At 70.4% G+C, this 16,045-nt stretch carries 16 protein-coding genes; 10 read left to right on the forward strand and 6 right to left on the reverse strand.

The features are described 5' to 3' along the window. Nucleotides 1–9 precede the first annotated feature (9 nt). Entirely contained in the window at nucleotides 10–1,071 is a 1,062-nt protein-coding gene (locus ACGFNK_RS39680; RefSeq protein ID WP_393424394.1) for a PucR family transcriptional regulator, read from the reverse strand. Between the two features lie 365 nt (nucleotides 1,072–1,436). Between ACGFNK_RS39680 and ACGFNK_RS39685 the strand changes: the two genes are divergently transcribed. From ACGFNK_RS39685 to ACGFNK_RS39705, 5 genes are all read left to right on the forward strand, one after another. After that, nucleotides 1,437–1,952: a hypothetical protein gene (locus ACGFNK_RS39685; RefSeq protein ID WP_393424258.1), complete on the forward strand. Its 516-nt coding sequence runs from the start codon at nucleotides 1,437–1,439 to the stop codon at nucleotides 1,950–1,952. A 126-nt stretch (nucleotides 1,953–2,078) separates the two neighbouring features. Continuing rightward, complete coding sequence (locus ACGFNK_RS39690; RefSeq protein ID WP_393424261.1) at nucleotides 2,079–3,596, forward strand: flotillin family protein; 1,518 nt, start codon at nucleotides 2,079–2,081, stop codon at nucleotides 3,594–3,596. Between the two features lie 120 nt (nucleotides 3,597–3,716). Next, nucleotides 3,717–4,202, forward strand: a complete 486-nt coding sequence (locus tag ACGFNK_RS39695; RefSeq protein ID WP_393424264.1) for a cation:proton antiporter regulatory subunit — start codon at nucleotides 3,717–3,719, stop codon at nucleotides 4,200–4,202. Between the two features lie 8 nt (nucleotides 4,203–4,210). Next, nucleotides 4,211–5,446 carry a cation:proton antiporter gene (locus ACGFNK_RS39700; RefSeq protein WP_393424397.1) on the forward strand — a complete coding sequence of 412 codons (1,236 nt, stop codon included), beginning with the start codon at nucleotides 4,211–4,213 and terminating at the stop codon, nucleotides 5,444–5,446. Between the two features lie 165 nt (nucleotides 5,447–5,611). After that, nucleotides 5,612–6,628: an FkbM family methyltransferase gene (locus tag ACGFNK_RS39705; RefSeq protein WP_393424267.1), complete on the forward strand. Its 1,017-nt coding sequence runs from the start codon at nucleotides 5,612–5,614 to the stop codon at nucleotides 6,626–6,628. Between the two features lie 388 nt (nucleotides 6,629–7,016). Here ACGFNK_RS39705 and ACGFNK_RS39710 read toward each other — a convergent pair whose 3' ends face one another. Together ACGFNK_RS39710 and ACGFNK_RS39715 are read right to left on the reverse strand one after the other, a co-directional pair. Beyond that, a complete protein-coding gene (locus ACGFNK_RS39710; protein ID WP_393424270.1) occupies nucleotides 7,017–7,961 on the reverse strand; it encodes a class I SAM-dependent methyltransferase in 945 nt (314 codons plus the stop codon). A 97-nt stretch (nucleotides 7,962–8,058) separates the two neighbouring features. Beyond that, nucleotides 8,059–8,634, reverse strand: a complete 576-nt coding sequence (locus ACGFNK_RS39715; RefSeq protein ID WP_393424273.1) for a helix-turn-helix domain-containing protein — start codon at nucleotides 8,632–8,634, stop codon at nucleotides 8,059–8,061. A 164-nt stretch (nucleotides 8,635–8,798) separates the two neighbouring features. Here ACGFNK_RS39715 and ACGFNK_RS39720 point away from each other — a divergent pair, with 164 nt between their 5' ends. Beyond that, nucleotides 8,799–10,298, forward strand: a complete 1,500-nt coding sequence (locus ACGFNK_RS39720; RefSeq protein ID WP_393424276.1) for an alpha/beta hydrolase — start codon at nucleotides 8,799–8,801, stop codon at nucleotides 10,296–10,298. A 54-nt stretch (nucleotides 10,299–10,352) separates the two neighbouring features. On the opposite strand, the gene ACGFNK_RS39725 is transcribed toward ACGFNK_RS39720, so the two are convergent. Both ACGFNK_RS39725 and ACGFNK_RS39730 read right to left on the reverse strand, forming a co-directional pair. Beyond that, entirely contained in the window at nucleotides 10,353–11,552 is a 1,200-nt protein-coding gene (locus tag ACGFNK_RS39725) for a CaiB/BaiF CoA transferase family protein (protein WP_393424279.1), read from the reverse strand. Next, entirely contained in the window at nucleotides 11,549–12,094 is a 546-nt protein-coding gene (locus ACGFNK_RS39730; RefSeq protein WP_393424282.1) for a MarR family winged helix-turn-helix transcriptional regulator, read from the reverse strand. The genes ACGFNK_RS39725 and ACGFNK_RS39730 overlap by 4 nt, the downstream gene beginning before the upstream one ends. A gap of 116 nt (nucleotides 12,095–12,210) precedes the next feature. Between ACGFNK_RS39730 and ACGFNK_RS39735 the strand changes: the two genes are divergently transcribed. After that, on the forward strand, nucleotides 12,211–12,726 hold the full coding sequence (locus ACGFNK_RS39735; protein ID WP_393424285.1) for a YceI family protein: 516 nt from the start codon (nucleotides 12,211–12,213) through the stop codon (nucleotides 12,724–12,726). Nucleotides 12,727–12,858: 132 nt separating this feature from the next. Here the strand turns inward: ACGFNK_RS39735 and ACGFNK_RS39740 are convergent, their stop codons facing one another. Further along, complete coding sequence (locus ACGFNK_RS39740; RefSeq protein ID WP_393424288.1) at nucleotides 12,859–13,434, reverse strand: TetR/AcrR family transcriptional regulator; 576 nt, start codon at nucleotides 13,432–13,434, stop codon at nucleotides 12,859–12,861. A gap of 75 nt (nucleotides 13,435–13,509) precedes the next feature. On the opposite strand from ACGFNK_RS39740, the gene ACGFNK_RS39745 reads away from it, so the two are divergent. Genes ACGFNK_RS39745 through ACGFNK_RS39755 form a run of 3 tightly spaced genes read left to right on the forward strand, consistent with a single transcriptional unit; the run spans nucleotide 13,510 to nucleotide 16,045 of the window. Continuing rightward, nucleotides 13,510–15,375, forward strand: a complete 1,866-nt coding sequence (locus tag ACGFNK_RS39745; protein WP_393424291.1) for an ABC transporter ATP-binding protein — start codon at nucleotides 13,510–13,512, stop codon at nucleotides 15,373–15,375. A 53-nt stretch (nucleotides 15,376–15,428) separates the two neighbouring features. Next, entirely contained in the window at nucleotides 15,429–15,671 is a 243-nt protein-coding gene (locus tag ACGFNK_RS39750) for a type II toxin-antitoxin system Phd/YefM family antitoxin (protein WP_393424294.1), read from the forward strand. After that, nucleotides 15,671–16,045 carry a type II toxin-antitoxin system VapC family toxin gene (locus tag ACGFNK_RS39755; protein ID WP_393424297.1) on the forward strand — a complete coding sequence of 125 codons (375 nt, stop codon included), beginning with the start codon at nucleotides 15,671–15,673 and terminating at the stop codon, nucleotides 16,043–16,045. The genes ACGFNK_RS39750 and ACGFNK_RS39755 overlap by 1 nt, the downstream gene beginning before the upstream one ends.

Consider the following 16,045-nt stretch of genomic DNA (forward strand, 5'->3'; position numbering starts at 1 on the left):
GGCTCCTGCTCAGAAATCCTTTTCGGGCCAGTCCAGCAGACGCGCCCCGATCACCGCCGTCTGCAGCGTGTACCGGTGCCCCGGGTCGGCCGGATTCGCGCCGGTCAGCCGGTGGATCCGGTCCAGCCGGTACGTGAGGGCCCGCACGCTCAGCGAGAGCCGGCGGGCCGCCTCCGCGGCGACGCAGCCCGAGGCGAAGTACTCGGTGAGGGTGTCGAGAAGGGGGCGGGCGCCGCCGCGGGCCTGCCGCAGCGGGCCGAGGGCATTGAGCACCAGGTCCGCCATGGCCTGGCGGTCGCGGGTGAGGACGGGGTAGACGAGGAGGTCGGCGGCGCGGAGTACGGGGGCGTCGAGCTCCAGGCGCTCGGCCAGGTCGAGGGCGTTCAGGGCCTCCTCGTACGACTGGACGACCCCGCCGGGCCCGGGCTGCGGACGGCCGATGGCGACCTGGCCGCCGTCGGTCGCTGCGTACGCCTGCTTGGCGAAGAAGGCGAGGACCTCGTCCTGGTCGCCGGGGGCGATGCAGACGAGCCGCCCGTCCTTGGTCGTCATGAGGATGCTGCGGTCACCGAACCGGCCGATCAGCGCACGCTCCACCTCACGGGACACGGCGTCCCCCTCGTCGTACCCGGCCCCGCCCTGCCCCACGGCGACGGCGTGTGCATGCGAGAGGCGCAACCCGAAGCGTTCGGCGCGTTCGGCGAGCCGGCCCAGGTCACTGCGCCCGTACAGCAGGTCGTCGATGAACTCCCGCCGCGCCGCCTCCTCTTGGCGCACGGCCTGACGCTGGGCCCGCTCGTACCCTTCCGCGAAGGCGTCGACGATCTGCTCGACGGCGGCGAGCACGCTGTCCGTGGAGGCGAGGCCCGCGGCCGGCCAGTGGACGCGGGCGGCGGCAAGATGCGCGCCGACGAGGGCGCGGAGCCCGTACCCGGCCTCTGCGGCCCGTTCGCCCAGTGCACGGCGGGAGTCGAGTTCGTCGCGGGTCAGCCGGCGGCCGGTCGCGGAGGCGTTCGCGAGGATGACGGCTAAGCCGTCGAGGTACTCCTCGGGTACGTCCCGCCCCGCCATCAGCGCCCCCGGATACATCATCAACCGTTGACGCCTTTCTAACGCATACGCGGCTGGGGTGGACCGCCAGGGAGTGGTTCACTGCCGGAAGACGGCACAGGACCGGGCCCCGGTGCTGGTGTCTTCCCCCTCGACACCCCGTCACCGGGGCCCGTATCCGTCCCCCGTAGTTCCCCCGTGCTCCCCTTGTTTCCTGCCCCGCCATCCTGGCCCGCGGCCGGAGCCCGGTGCATGGGCCGGAACCGGCATCAAGGCGGCGTAAAGACTGCCGGAGTACGGCAATGTGCGATGAGGCACACGTCTGAGATGATTCCCGCACGCCGAGGTGATCGGCGTACACGGGGGACACGGGGGAGGCGTACCGCATGACCTTCTTTCTCGGTCTCGGCATCGCGGGGATCGTCCTGCTCGTCCTGGCGCTCGTCTTCGACGGAGTGCTGGAAGGGCTGTTCGACGGGGTCGGGGTGCTGGACGCGCTGTTCGACGGGCTGCTGTCGCTGCCGGTCATTGCCGGGTTCATCTCGATGCTCGGCTTCGCCGGGGCCATCGTGCTCGGCACGACGGGCCTCGGCGCCGGACCCGCCACCGCCGTGGGTGTCGGCGCGGGCGCCGGGGCGGGCTGGCTGACCTGGAGGTTCAGCCGGGCCCTGATGCGGGACGAGCCCGCCGCCGCCCCGCGCAGCGAGGACCTGGTGGGCTCCTCGGGCTCCGTGGTCACCGCGATCCCGGCCGACGGCTATGGCGAGGTGCTGCTGTATCTCGCGGGCCAGCCGGTGAAGTACGCGGCCAAGAGTGCCGTTCCCATCGCGCGGGGCGCCGAAATCTGGGTCGAGGGGACCTTGTCGACGACGTCGGTGAGGGTCCGCCAGGTCGAGCGCTGACCGGACGGTCACGGGCGGCCACCCAACAGCCCGCGCGCAGACAACACCCCGCGCGCAGACAACATCCCGCACTTCATTCGTACGCACCGATCTGCCGTCCACGGGGCCGGCAGGGGGGAAGCCATCATGAGTCCAGTCCTCATCGCCGTCGTCGGAGTCGTCGTACTCCTCGTGCTGCTCGCGCTCGTCGTCGTCACCCGCTACAAGGTGGCCGGACCGAGCCAGGCGTTCATCGTCACCGGGCGGCGCGGCAAGAAGTCCACCGACCCGGAAACCGGCCGCATCTTCACCGACAACAGCGGCCAGAAGGTCGTGGTCGGCGGCGGCGTGTTCGTCGTGCCGTTCGTGCAGCAGAAGTTCACCCTCGACCTGTCCTCGCGGCACATTCCGATCTCGGTGCGCGGCGCGGTGACGTTGCGCGGGGTGAAGGCCAACCTCGAAGGCGTGGCCATCGTCAAGGTCGGCGGTTCCGAGGACTCGATCCGCGCCGCGGCCCAGCGGTTCTTGATGCAGCAGGGCGGAATCGTCGGGTTCACCCAGGAGGTGCTGTCCGGCGCGCTGCGGTCCATCGTGGGCCGGATGTCGGTGGAGGACATCATCCGGGACCGGGCCGCGTTCGCCGGGCAGGTGGCGGAGGAGGCCGAGGCAAGCCTGTCCGGGCAGGGCCTGGTGCTCGACGCCTTCCAGATCCAGGACATCACCACCGAGGGCTCCTACCTGGAGGACCTGGGCCGCCCGGAGGCCGCGCGGGCCAAGCAGGAGGCCGACATCGCGGAGGCGGTGGCCCGCCGGGCCGCCGAGCAGGCGCGGCTGAAGGCGGAGGAGGAGATCGCGATCGCGCAGCGGACCTTCGCCCTCAAGCAGGCCGAGATCAAGGCCGAGACGGACGCGGCGGCCGCGCAGGCCAACGCGGCGGGACCGCTCGCCGAGGCAGCCCGTCAGCAGGACGTCCTGATCCAGCAGGAGAAGGTGGCCGAGCGCCAGGCGGCACTGAAGGACCGTCAGCTCGACACCGAGGTGCGCAAGCCCGCCGACGCCCGGCGGTACGAGGCCGAGCAGGAGGCGGAGGCCAAGCGGGTGGCCCGCGTGAAGCAGGCCGAGGCCGAGCGGCTGGCCGCCATCGCGGCCGCGCAGGCGGAGGCCGAGCGGGCGCGTCTGTCGGGTGAGGGCGAGAAGCAGCGCCGCTCCGCGCTGGCCGAGGCGGAGGCCGTCGAAGGCCTCAAGCAGGGTGAGGCCGAGCGGTCCCGGCGTGCGGCGATCGCGGAGGCGGTCCGGCTGGAGGGTGAGGCGGAGGCTGCCGCGATCGGAGCGACGGGTGCCGCTCAGGCGGAGGCCATGCGGAAGAAGGCGGACGCGTTCGCGCAGTACGGCGACGCGGCCGTGCTCCAGATGCTCGTCGAGGTGCTGCCGCAGGTCGTCGCCAAGGCGTCCGAGCCGCTCTCCGCGGTGGACAAGATGACGGTGATCTCGACGGACGGCGCCAGCCAGCTGTCGCGCACGGTCGCCGACAATGTCGCGCAGGGCATGGAACTCCTCAGCTCCACCACGGGAGTTGACCTCGCCGAGCTGCTGAAGGGGATCACGGCGGGCAAGACGGCCGTACCCGCGGAGGCGGCCAACGGGAAGATCGAAGTGACCGGCTGACCGTGGAGGCCGGCGTTCCGCCCAGGGGCGCCGGTCCTTCATGCGGGTTGCGTACGGTGCGTGTGTGGGGCGCAGACAGCCCCGTGGACACGTACGTACGGATCGGACAGGGGATCAGCCATGGGCACACCACGCCTGAGCAGTACGCCGTTGCCGGGGATCGGGGTGCGCTACGACCTGACGACACGTGAGCGGCGCCGCCTTTCGGTGGTCGCGCACCGCGACGGCGACCGGACGTTCAGCTCATACCGCACGGACGACCCGGACGCCTGCTCGCTGTCCGTGCATCTGACGCCGAAGGAGGCGGCGGCCCTCGTCGACGCCCTGCTGCCCACGCATCACAGCCCGAACCTGCTCTCCACCACCGAGCTGGGCCTGGTGGCCGAACGCCTCGAACTGGCCGGCACCTCGTACTGGAACGGACGGCATCTAGGCGAGACCCGGATGCGTACCGAGACCGGCGCCTCCATCGTCGCCGTGCTGCGCCGGGCGGAGGCGATCCCCTCGCCCCCGCCGGACTTCCGGCTGGCCGGCGGCGACATCCTCATCGTGATCGGCACCCGCGAGGGCGTGGAGGCGGCCGCGGCGATACTCGGACGGGAGTGAACCCGGCAGTGCACACCTCCGCGGTCTTTCTGATCGAGTTCGGTGCCATCATCCTCAGCCTGGGGCTGCTCGGCCGCCTCGCCGGGCGGTTCTCGTTCTCGCCCATCCCGCTGTATCTGCTCGCCGGACTCGCCTTCGGGAAGGGCGGGTTGCTGCCGCTGGGCACCAGCGAGGAGTTCGTGGCGATCGGCGCCGAGATCGGGGTCGTACTGCTGCTGCTCATGCTGGGGCTCGAGTACACGGCGAGCGATCTCGTCTCCAACCTCAAGACCCAGTACCCGGCGGGCCTGGTCGACGCCGCCCTGAACGCCCTGCCCGGCGCCGCCATGGCGTTGCTGCTCGGCTGGGGTCCGGTGGCCGCCGTGGTCCTGGCCGGAGTCACCTGGATCTCGTCCTCCGGAGTCATCGCCAAGGTCCTCGGCGACCTGGGGCGGCTCGGCAACCGCGAGACTCCCGTGATCCTCAGCATCCTGGTGCTCGAAGACCTGTCGATGGCCGTCTATCTGCCGATCATCACCGCCCTGCTGGCGGGCGCGGGCCTCGCCTCGGGCAGTGTCACGCTGGCCATCGCGCTCGGTGCGGCGGCGCTCGTACTGGTGGTCGCGGTGCGGTACGGCCGCCTCATCTCCCGTTTCGTCTCCAGCGACGACCCCGAGAAGCTGCTCCTGGTCGTACTCGGCCTGACCCTGCTGGTCGCCGGCCTCGCCCAGCAGCTCCAGGTCTCGGCGGCGGTGGGCGCCTTCCTGGTCGGCATCGCGCTGTCCGGGGAGGTGGCGGAGGGCGCGCACAATCTGCTCTCCCCGCTCCGGGACCTGTTCGCCGCCGTGTTCTTCGTCTTCTTCGGCCTGCACACCGACCCGGCCAGCATTCCGCCGGTACTGCTGCCCGCGCTCGCTCTGGCACTGGTCACCGCCGTCACGAAGATCGCCACGGGTTACTGGGCCGCCGGGCGGGCCGGGATCTCGACGAAGGGGCGCTGGCGGGCGGGCGGCGCGCTGGTGGCGCGCGGCGAGTTCTCGATCGTGATCGCCGGCCTTGCGGTCACAGCGGGCATCGAACCGTCCCTCGGGCCGCTGGCCACGGCGTACGTCCTGATCCTGGTCGTACTCGGTCCGCTGACGGCTCGCTTCACGGAGCCGCTGGGCACGCGTTTGACGGCGGTTGTCCGTCGCCGTCGGCCCGCGGTGACGCCGCCCGAGGCGGAGGCGGCGCCGGAGCCGGCGGGCCGGGCGCCGGGGGCTTGAGGGTGTGGGGAGTGGCCAGGCGGGCGTCAGTGCGTCAGGACGTGAGCACCCTGTGTGAGCGCCTGCGGGGATTCGCTTCCGGCACCCCCGTGAACAGGAAGTTACTTGAACAGGAAGTTATGCGATCGCTTCAACGAACGGCTGCTCGCATGTAAAGGTGTCTGGATGCAGACCCTTTACAGGCGACTACTCAAGCTGCTTCCCAAGCTCGGGGTGCAGGTACTCGATCTTGGTCCGGGAGAGGCGTTGGTCTCCCGGCGGCGCGGGCGTGCCCCGATCTCACTGGAGCCGGGGGCGGATCTGCTGGGCCGCCGAAGTAGCGGTTATGCCGTGACGCCCGTGGGCGCGGACGCGTGGCTGGTGGCCCGCGGTCGCACGGAGGGGTCCAAGGCCAAGCCGAAGACGGCGAAATGGAAGAACGTCGCGCTCGGGCAGACCGGGGCGCACCTACTGTTCGACCCTGACGCGGCGAAGGGCGACGAACGCGTCCTCCAGCTGGCCGCCGCCGATTACCTGTGCGCCCACCATGTGAACGGGCTGCTGGACAAGTACCAGGTGAACTGCGTCTTCGACGTGGGCGCCAACGCCGGCCAGTACGGCAGCCGCCTGCGCCGCCACGGCTACACCGGCCGCATCGTCTCCTTCGAGCCGACCGCCGAGCACTTCGCCAAGCTGCAGAAGAAGGCGGAGAACGACCCCGACTGGCACGTCTACAACTGCGGCCTCGGCCGTGAAGAAGCCACCATGGAGATCCACTCGAACTGGAACTCCATGAACTCCCTTCTCCCGCCCACCGAGTACGGCAAGGGCCGCTACAAGCGGTTCGCCAAGGCGCGTATGGAGGAGATCGAGATCCGTCGCCTGGACGCGGTGATGGACGAGGCGATGGACGGCCTCACCGATCCGCGGCCCTACCTGAAGATGGACACCCAGGGCTACGACCTGGAGGTCTTCGCGGGCGCCGGCAAGCGCATCGACGACTTCGTCGGCATGCAGTCGGAGGTCGCCCTCCTCCGGCTCTACGAGGGCAGCCCGCAAATGCACGAGGCTGTCGCGGTGTACGAGGAAGCGGGCTTCGAGATCACGGGCATGTACCCGGTGACCCGGGAACCGGCTACGGGGCGGGTTGTGGAGTTCGACTGCGTGATGGTTCGCGCGGCTGCGGTTGCCTCCGGCGGTTGAGCGGGGGGCGCCTAAGGGGCGGGTGGGTTCGGTTTCTGGGCGGCTGCGGGTCCGTCGTGGCTGGTCGCGCAGTTCCCCGCGCCCCTGAAAAGCAAAAGCCTGCGACTCCCGGCGCCCAGGGAAAGCCCGTACCCCCAACTACCCGCAGCTTCCCACCGGCGGGAGGGGACGTGGGCCGGTGCGTCGTATGCCCGTCGCGTAGGTTCTGTCTCAGGAAACCCGCACCCTGTACCAAGCAAGGGCCGTATGCCCACCCTGCGACGGGCTGACGCACCGGCCCACGGCCCCGACCCCCAACGAACCCAGGGGCGCGGGGAACTGCGCGACCAGCCACAGCGGACCGGCAGTCGCCGATGAACCGAACCCACACCCCCCGGAGGCGCCCCGCTCAGCCGCCGGAGGCAGTCGCGGCCCACACCATGCGCTCCGTGCGCACAGTCAGGTCGCCGCGCCGCAGGATGCTGTGCGGCCCCTCGGTGTCGAGCAGCCGGTCGAGGGCCCCGAGGTCCTCGGCCGTCAGCGCCTGGGCGGCACCGTTCCGCAGCCGGCGCAAGCTGCTGAGCGCGTAGCGGCCAACCGCGTCGGCGTGGGGCGGGCCAAGGTTCACGGTAACCGTGCGTTCGGCCTCGACGGTGAAGCCGGCAGCGGTGAGCTTGGCTCCCCAGTCGGCGCCCCGGTGCGGCACATGTTCGGCGTGGTGCCGCGCAAGCGCGGCGTGGCAGCGTTCCTCGAGACCCGGACGCTCTTCGGGGGCGTTTTCTGGCAGGAACCTGGGGAAGCCGGCCAGTTCGACGACGGCGAACAGCCCGCCCGGCGCAAGCGTGTTGCGGACCTGGCGCAGGGCGCGGTCGGGATCGGCCATGTGGTGCATGGAGGCTGATGCCCAGACCAGTTCGGGCGTGCCGAGGTCGGGCCAGGTCGCGTCGAGGTCGGCCTGGACGGTGTTCACCCGGTCGGCCAGGCCTTCTGCCGTGGCCTTCTCGAGCAGGCGGTGCAGGTGGCCGGCCGACGTGTCGACGGCGGTCACCTCGGCATGGGGGAACCGCTTGAGCAGTGCGAAGGTGCCGGTTCCGGTCCCGCAGCCCAGATCCACGATGTGACGCGGGTCGGCTCCGACGGGCAGCCATGCGGTGATGGAGGCGATGTGCTCGGCGAGCACCTCGGCGTCCAGATCGAGGATCTCCGCCTGACCGTCGGCGTCGTGGTCCGCTCCGTGCTGGTCCGCTCCGTGCTGGTCGGCTCCGTGCTGGTCGGCTCCGTGCTGATGGGCTCCGTGCTGATGGGTCGCGTGCGCTGCGTGGTCGTGCGATGCGTGCGGGGATGCATGAGTCATGCCGACGACGCTAAGAGGATCACGGCCACGTGACGCGGCCGCTTCCCGAAAGAGCAAGACGATGGCCGCTTGGCCTGCCGACTGCGCAAGAAACCCGTCATTCGGCACCCTCGCTGCGCTGGTGCCCGCGCCGGGCGTCACGGTCGAAGATGCCCAGGACCTCGCACGGCCCGCCCTCGGCGCCGATGGCGTGCGGGAGCATCGTCGGGAACTCGGCGGCCTGGTTGGTCTCCACGCGAAAGCGCCGGTTGCCAAGGAGCAGGACGGCGGTACCGGAGAGGACGACGAGCCATTCGCGGCCGGGGTGGGCGCGCATGCGCGAGGGGCTGTCGGGCGGCGGGTCTGTCATGCGCTGACGTATGACGGTCATGCCCGGGTCCGCACGGATGGGCCACTGCATCCGCTGGTGCGTCGCGTCGATCATCGGGCTGGAGATGACATCGTCGGCGGCGGTCTCGACGAGTTGGTCGAGCGAGGTGTCCAGGGCGCGGGCGAGGGTGACGAGCTGATCCAGCGCGAGGCGGCGCTGACCGTTCTCGATGCGGCTGAGCGTGGACGGGCTGAGCCGGGCGCGGGTGGCCAGCTCGTCGAGGGACCAGCCCTGTGCCAGGCGCAGTGCGCGGATCCGTTTGCGTACGAGGCTGTCGAGTTCGCCATGGTCGTCTTGCGGCATAGGCAAAAGCGTATGCCCAACAAGCAAGGCGCACGCTCATCGTGATCGCTCACGGTCCCGGCTCAGACGTTGGAAAGCCCCACTCGCCACTCGGGTAAACCCCCTTGTACATAGGCCAGTTGGCAGGATGGGGCGTTCGGAGGCGAGCCGCGAGGCTCGTGGTCATGACGAAGACCAAGCGAAACGCAGCCTTGATCGCCGCCTCCGCCGTCGTCCTGGGGATCACCGCACCGCTGACCGTGGCGTCGGCCTCGACCTCTGCCTCCCCCAAGGCACTCGAAGACTCCCTCGAATGGACGAAATGCGCGGGCACCGGCCTCGACCCCCGGCAGGAGTGCGCGACCGTCACGGTGCCGATGGACTACGCCCACCCGGACGGTAAGAAGATCGGCATCGCGATCTCCCGTATCCCCAGCGAGAAGCCGGAGGCTCGTCGCGGCGCGCTGCTGCTCATCCCCGGCGGGCCCGGCGGCAGCAGCCTCAACAACCCTTCCGGCAAGGGGCAGAAGCTGCCGCAGGACGTGCGGGACACGTACGACCTGATCGGGTTCGACCCCCGCGGGGTCGGCCGTTCCGCCCCGGTCAGCTGCGACCTGGAACACGGAGACCTTGCCGTCTCGAAGCTGCGCCCCTGGCCCGCCCCCGACGGCTCCGTCACCGAGAACATGACCAACGCCCAGCGGCTCTCGGACGCCTGCGCGCGCAACGGCGGCGAGATGATGCGCCACATCAGCACCGCCAACGAAGCCCGCGACCTCGACCGCATCCGCGCCGCGCTCGGCGAGCGGAAGCTCTCCGCGTGGGGTGTCTCGTACGGGACGTACGTCGGTGCTGTCTACAGCCAGCTGTTCCCGCACCGTACCGACCGCATCGTGCTGGACAGCAACGACGATCCCGATCACACACGGGTCGCCCGCGCCTGGCTCGCCGGGCACGAGCAGGGCGTCGAGGACGTCTTCCCGGAGTTCGCCAAGTGGGCTTCGGCGCCCGGCAACCCGGACCGGCTGGCCGACACGGCGGCGGAGGTCCGGCCATTGTTCCTGCGGCTCGCTGCCCGTCTCGACCGTGAGCCGATTCCCTGGCCCGGTGCCAACCCGGCCGAGCTGAACGGCAATGTCCTGCGCCAGACCATGCTGGACGCGCTCTACGACCCCGACGACTTCCCGGAGCTGGCCCAGCTGCTCCTGGCCGCCCAGAAGGGCAAGGTCCCGCCCGCGCCCCCGGCGCCCCCGGAGTCCGTACTGCAGAACGTCGCCGCGGTCGGGGCCGGGACCCTGTGCAACGACGTGGCGTGGCCGAAGTCAACCGCCGTATACCAGAAGGGAGTCGACAAGAGTCGCGCCAAGTACCCGCTGACCGCCGGGATGCCGAGGAACGCGATGGTCTGCGCCGCCTGGCCGTACGAGCCGAAGGAGCCCCCGGTACGCATCACCGACCGCGGCCCCTCCAACATCCTGCTCGTCCAGAACGAACGCGACGTCGCCACTCCGCTGAGTGGCGCCCTGAAGCTCCGTGGCGCCCTCGGCAAGCGGGCCACCATGGTGACCGTGAACTCCACCGGCCACGACGCCTACCTCGCCAATGGCAACGAGTGCGGCGACCGGACGGTGTCCCACTTCCTGGCCACGGGGGAGCGGCCGAAGCGGGACATCTACTGCGACTGACGTCCGTTGGCGGATGGGCAGGCGGGGCCGCCGGGCTCGTCGGACTGGGGCTGGTCAGATGACCTTGGCAGTGCGGAGGACGTCGATGTCCGCCGCGCTGTGCCCCAGTTCGCCCAGGATCCGCTCCGTGTGCTCCCCGACCGCGGGGACCGGGTCCATCCGGGCAGGGATGCCGGCCAGGTCCACCGGCGGCAAGAGCGCCGGCACCGCGCCCCCGCCGGGAAGGCGCACGTCCTGCCACCGCCCGCGCGCGCCGAGCACGGGATGGGCGAGGAACTCCTCGACATCATTGACCCCGGCGTTCGCGATACCCGCCGCGTCCAGCAGCTTCTCCACCTCACGGCTGCCGGACCGGCTGAACCGCTCAGCGACGATCGCGTTGATCTCGTCGCGGTGCGCCACCCGGTCGGACCCGGTCGCGAAACGCGGGTCGTCGACGAGCTCCGGACGCTCCAGGAACCGTTCGCACAGCGCGACCCACTCGCGCTCGTTCTGGATCGAGAACAGCACGTCCTTGCCGTCGGCCGCGGTGAACGCGCCGTACGGCGCGATGGTGGCGTGCTGGGTGCCGATGCGGGGCGGCTGGGTTCCGCCGTGGCGGGTGTAGTAGGCGGGCTGGCTCATCCACTCGGCCAGCGCCTCGAAGAGGGAGACCTCCACGGCGCGGGCGACTCCGGTGGTCGCGCGGGTGTAAAGGGCGGTGAGGATGCCCGAGTACGCGTACATCCCCGCGGCGATATCGGCGACCGACACCCCCGCGCGGGCCGCTCCGTGCTCGTTCCCGGTCAGTGAGACCAGCCCGGTCTGGCACTGCACGAGCAGGTCGTAGGCCTTTCGGTCCGCCCACGGCCCGCTGCTCCCGTAACCGGTGATGGAGCAGGGGATGAGGGAGGAGTGCCGTTCGGCCAGGTCTTCCGCGCCGAATCCCAGCCTGGCGGCCGCACCCGGGGCGAGATTCTGTACGAACACATCGGCCCCGCCGAGCAGTTGCTCCAGGACCTCCCGCCCCTGTGCCGACTTCAGGTCGAGGGTGAGGGATTCCTTGGAGCGGTTGAGCCACACGAAGTAGCTGGATTCTCCGTCGACCGTGGTGTCGTACCGCCGGGCGAAGTCCCCCTCCCCCGGCCGCTCCACCTTGATGACCCGCGCCCCGAGATCGGCCAGCTGGCGCGTGGCGAAGGGGGCGGCCACGGCCTGCTCGACGCTCACGACGGTGACGCCGGTGAGCGGGAGTGGTGCGGGGTGGCCGGTCACGGGGCGCTCCTGTCCGGCGACTCGTCCGGCTGCCGGTCGGCGTCCGCGATGCCCGGCAGCAGGCCGCACAGGGCCGCGTGTTGCTCGGAGCCGAGGGCGCGGGTGACGGCGTCGGTGATGGCGTGCGCGAGAGGGGGCGAGGTGTCTTTCAGAAGCCGGCGTGCCTTCTCCGTGAGGGTCACTTCGATGCCGCGCCTGTCGCCGCAGACCGACCCTTTTGTGATGAGTCCGGCGTGCTGGAGGCAGGCGACCTGATATGTCAGCCGCGTCTTGGGGCGGCCCAGAAGTTCGGCGATGCGGGTCATCCGCAGCCCGCCTCCGGGCTGGTCGGCCAGCAGGCACACGATGAGGAACTCGTCGTGCGAGATCCCGAGGGCGTCCTTGACCCGGGAGCGCAACTGCTGCTCGACCGTGCCGGCCGCGGCCAGCAGATGCATCCAGGCGCGGAGCTCCGCCGGCAGCAGCCCGCTCTCGCCCGAGGGATCGCGCTCCTCCGAGGGATCGCGCTCGGGCAGGTCGGTGGGTGCGGTGGAGTCGGCCATGATGCTCCATCCTACCGGTTGTCCAATTTTGGATGACGCGCTAGCTTGTGACTGTCCAATTTTGGATAACCGCATTCAACGGCCCAGCCATGCACGCCCCCGTCAGGAGAAACCTCATGTCCGTCGCAGTCGAAACCGGTCTCTGGCAGCTCGACCCCGCCCGTTCCACCGTCGCTGTCCGGCAGAAGACGATGTGGGGCATGGTCACCGTGAACGGCACCTTCGCGGGGATCACAGGCGAGGGCGAGGTCCGCCCCGACGGCTCCGCCAGTGGCACGGTGACTGTCGACGCCGCCTCCCTGGACACCAAGCACACCAAGCGCGACACGCATCTGCGCTCCGCCGATTTCTTCGACGTGGACCGGCACCCCGCCATCACCTTCGCGGTACGCAGCTGCCTCCCGCGTACGGACGACACGGTCGAGGTCTCCGGCCAGCTGACCGTACGCGGCGTCAGCCGCCCGCAGTCCTTCACCGCCCGCGTCACCGACTCGACAGCCGACGCGGTCACCCTGGCCGCGGAACTGACCGTCGACCGCACCGAGTTCGGCATCTCCTGGAACCAGATGGGCATGATGCGCGGCCTGACCACCATCACCACGACCCTCCGCTTCGCCCGCGCGGCGGCGTGACGGGCAGGAGGGGGCAGGCGAGAGGTACCTCCACGATCGCGGACACGTGCTCGGTGTCCGCGTGGCTGTACGCCGCCGGTGCCTGCGGCCAACTGGCCAGCCGGTGATCTCGTACGGTCCTGGCCCTGGTTCTTACGGGGCTACGGCCTTGCGGAGTGTGTGCAGGCACAGCGTCAGGGCCGTGTGCTTGGGGGTTTCGTAGTCGCGGGCCTGTTCCCAGGCTGTGTAGAGCAGGGCCCACAGGACGTTCTGGATCCAGTAGGCGTCAGGTTCGGGGTCGAGGGTGCCGTCCGCCTGGCCGCGGCGGATCAGGCGCAGGAGTGCCTGGTCGGCGGGGGTCTCCTCCTCCCAGCCGGACCAGTTCCTGAACTGCGGCATGTCGAACAGCAGCATGAGGCGGTCGCCGAGTTCGAAGAACTCCTGGCAGAGCCGCTCCAGGGCCTTGAGGGGCGGGCCGTCGTCGAGCCGGGCCCGCTCGGTCGCCACCGCGACACTGTCGAGGACGTCCGCGCCGATGGCCGCCAGCAGGTCCGACCGCTCGGGGAAGTAGCGGTGAACGGTGGTGCGCCCCACACCGGCGGCCGCCGCGACATCGGCGAGCGACGCGCCCTGGTCGGTGGACAGGAGCGAGACGGCGGCGTCGAGGATGGCGCGCCGTGTTCGCGCGCGCGTCCCGCTCTCGGTCACCGCGGTGCGGTCATCACTCATGCCCATACGGTAGCGCCCCATTCCGGACTGAAACTCGCTTGCCCTTAGTGGAACATCGATGTTCCACTCGGTGTCATGACTGTTCCCAAAGACACTCAGCGAGACTCGGCCGTGCCACGGCTGCGGATCCTGTGGTCGTTCGCCCGGCCGCACCGAGCCGCGCTCGTGCGAGGACTCCTCCTGGCCCTGGTGGGTTCGGCACTGGGACTGGCCACGCCGATGGTCACCAAGTGGGTGCTCGACGCGCTGGGCGAGCCGGCATCGCTGACCGGCCCCGTCGTCGCCCTGCTGGTGCTGCTCCTGCTCGGTGGAGCCGTCGGGTTCTGGCAGTGGTCCATGCTCGGCGCGCTGGGAGAGCGCGTGGTGCTGGAGGCCCGCGAGTCGATGGTGCGGCGATTCCTGCGGGCCACCGTGCCCGCCGTCACCCGGCGCCCGACCGGCGAGCTGGTCACCCGCGTCACCTCCGACACGGTCCTCCTGCGCGAGGCCGCCACCGGCGCGCTGATCGGCCTGATCAACGGCACGATCATGCTGGCGGGGACCCTGGTCCTGATGGGCGTACTCGACCCTGTACTGCTCGGTACCACCCTGGCGGCGGTGGCAGTGATCGGCGTGCTCTTCGCGATCCTGATGCCCGGGATCGCCACGGCGCAGCAGCGGGCCCAGGAGCACATCGGTCGGCTCGGAGGCGTACTTGAGGGCACGCTGCGGGCCATCCGGACGGTGAAGGTGAGCCGCGCCGAGGACCGTGTGGCCGAGCGGATCGTGGCCGACGCGCGCTCCTCGGCCGAGTACGGCGTACAGGCGGTCCGCCGCGAGGCGCTGGCCTGGACGATCGCGTGGTCCGGCATCCAGCTGGCGATCATCGCGATCCTGGGAGTGGGCGCCTGGCGGGTCGGCGAGGGGCACCTGGAGGTGTCGAGCCTGATCGCCTTCCTGCTGTACGCGTTCGGCCTCATGGAACCCATCACCGAGCTCAGCCAGAACCTCACCTCGCTTCAGGCCGGCATCGCCGCCGCGGAACGCATCCGACAGACGGACGACCTGCAGACCGAGGATCTGCGGTCCGACAGCCAGAGGCTCGGGGATCTGCGGTCCGGCGGTCCGCAGCCCGAGGATCCGCGGATCGCCGACATCGCCCGCCCGGCGCCCTCAACACGTCCCACACCGGGCGCAGGCTCCCGCGACGACATCCCCGTACTTGAACTGAGGCAGGTCAGCGCGGCCTACGGCCCCGACGCCGAGCCTGCCGTACGGGGCATCGACCTGGCCGTCCCCCGGTACGGGCACACCGCGATCGTCGGCCCCTCGGGAGCGGGCAAGACGACCCTCTTCTCCCTCATCCTGCGCTTCCTGGAGCCGACGGGCGGCGAACTGCTCCTGGACGGCCGCCCGTACCGCGACCACCCCCACGACGACATCAGGGCGCGACTTGCGTACGTGGAGCAGGACACCCCGATCGTCCCCGGGACCATCCGCGACAACCTGCTGCTCTCCCGCCCGGACGCGACGGACGAGGAACTCCGCCGTGTCCTGAACGACGTCCGGCTGACCGAGAAGATCGACACGCTCGACGAGGGTCTCGACACACCCCTGTCGTCCACGACCGTCTCGGGCGGGGAACGCCAGCGCATCGCACTGGCCCGCGCCCTGCTGCGCACCCCCGACGTGCTGCTCCTGGACGAGGCGACCGCCCAGCTCGACGGGCTGACCGAAGCCGCCGTCCACGACTGCATCCGCTCGCGCGCCGGCACCGGTGCCGTGGTCACGATCGCCCACCGGCTGTCGACCGTGAGCGACGCGGACACCATCGTGGTGATGGAGGCGGGCCGCATCCGCACTCGCGGCACCCACGAGGACCTGCTGACGACGGACACCCTGTATCGCGAACTGGTGGAGGCCCTGCGCATCGCCGCGACCACCGCCCCGGTCGCACGGTGAGCTACTCTTAGTCCGGTGCTTAGTCCACTTCGTGATCGTATTGAGAGGCGGCCATGGAAGCAGCACGTCAATACAACGTTCACGAAGCAAAGACGCACTTCTCACGGATCCTGGAGCAGGTCGCGACCGGTGAGGAGATCGTGATCAGCAAGGCGGGCGAGCCGGTGGCCAAGCTGGTGCCGCTGCGCCCCAAGGTGAAGCGGACCGGCCGGGGCTCGCTTCGGGGGCAGATCCACATCCCCGACGACTTCGATGAACTGCCCGACGACATTGCCGACGCCTTCGGGACGCGCTGATGCGACTGCTGCTCGACACCCATGTGGTCCTCTGGTGGCTGGACGACTCTGCTGAGCTGTCCGGCGAGATCAAGGATCTGCTCGACACCGAACCCGCCGTGTACGTCAGTGCCGTATCACCGTGGGAGATCGCCATCAAGCAGTCCCTCGGCAAACTGGAAGGTCCGGAAGACCTGGCCGAGCGGGTACGCGACAGCCAGTTCACCGGCCTGCCCATCACCGCCGGGCATGGGGTGCGGGCAAGCAGGCTTCCGGCGCATCACCGCGACCCCTTCGATCGGATACTGGTCGCTCAGGCGCAGACCGAAGGGATGACCCTGGTGACGCGGGACAAGTGGATCCCGCAGTACGACGTGCAGGTCATGCCCGTGTGA

The organism is Streptomyces sp. NPDC048825, from assembly GCF_043198355.1.
GTDB lineage: Bacteria > Actinomycetota > Actinomycetes > Streptomycetales > Streptomycetaceae > Streptomyces > Streptomyces xiangluensis.

Coding starts and splice junctions, on each gene's coding strand:
- ACGFNK_RS39680 (WP_393424394.1), bottom strand. CDS start 1,071: ATGGCGGGGCGGGACGTACCCGAGGAGTACCTCGACGGCTTAGCCGTC.
- ACGFNK_RS39685 (WP_393424258.1), top strand. CDS start 1,437: ATGACCTTCTTTCTCGGTCTCGGCATCGCGGGGATCGTCCTGCTCGTC.
- ACGFNK_RS39690 (WP_393424261.1), top strand. CDS start 2,079: ATGAGTCCAGTCCTCATCGCCGTCGTCGGAGTCGTCGTACTCCTCGTG.
- ACGFNK_RS39695 (WP_393424264.1), top strand. CDS start 3,717: ATGGGCACACCACGCCTGAGCAGTACGCCGTTGCCGGGGATCGGGGTG.
- ACGFNK_RS39705 (WP_393424267.1), top strand. CDS start 5,612: ATGCAGACCCTTTACAGGCGACTACTCAAGCTGCTTCCCAAGCTCGGG.
- ACGFNK_RS39710 (WP_393424270.1), bottom strand. CDS start 7,961: ATGACTCATGCATCCCCGCACGCATCGCACGACCACGCAGCGCACGCG.
- ACGFNK_RS39715 (WP_393424273.1), bottom strand. CDS start 8,634: ATGCCGCAAGACGACCATGGCGAACTCGACAGCCTCGTACGCAAACGG.
- ACGFNK_RS39720 (WP_393424276.1), top strand. CDS start 8,799: ATGACGAAGACCAAGCGAAACGCAGCCTTGATCGCCGCCTCCGCCGTC.
- ACGFNK_RS39730 (WP_393424282.1), bottom strand. CDS start 12,094: ATGGCCGACTCCACCGCACCCACCGACCTGCCCGAGCGCGATCCCTCG.
- ACGFNK_RS39735 (WP_393424285.1), top strand. CDS start 12,211: ATGTCCGTCGCAGTCGAAACCGGTCTCTGGCAGCTCGACCCCGCCCGT.
- ACGFNK_RS39740 (WP_393424288.1), bottom strand. CDS start 13,434: ATGAGTGATGACCGCACCGCGGTGACCGAGAGCGGGACGCGCGCGCGA.
- ACGFNK_RS39745 (WP_393424291.1), top strand. CDS start 13,510: ATGACTGTTCCCAAAGACACTCAGCGAGACTCGGCCGTGCCACGGCTG.
- ACGFNK_RS39750 (WP_393424294.1), top strand. CDS start 15,429: ATGGAAGCAGCACGTCAATACAACGTTCACGAAGCAAAGACGCACTTC.
- ACGFNK_RS39755 (WP_393424297.1), top strand. CDS start 15,671: ATGCGACTGCTGCTCGACACCCATGTGGTCCTCTGGTGGCTGGACGAC.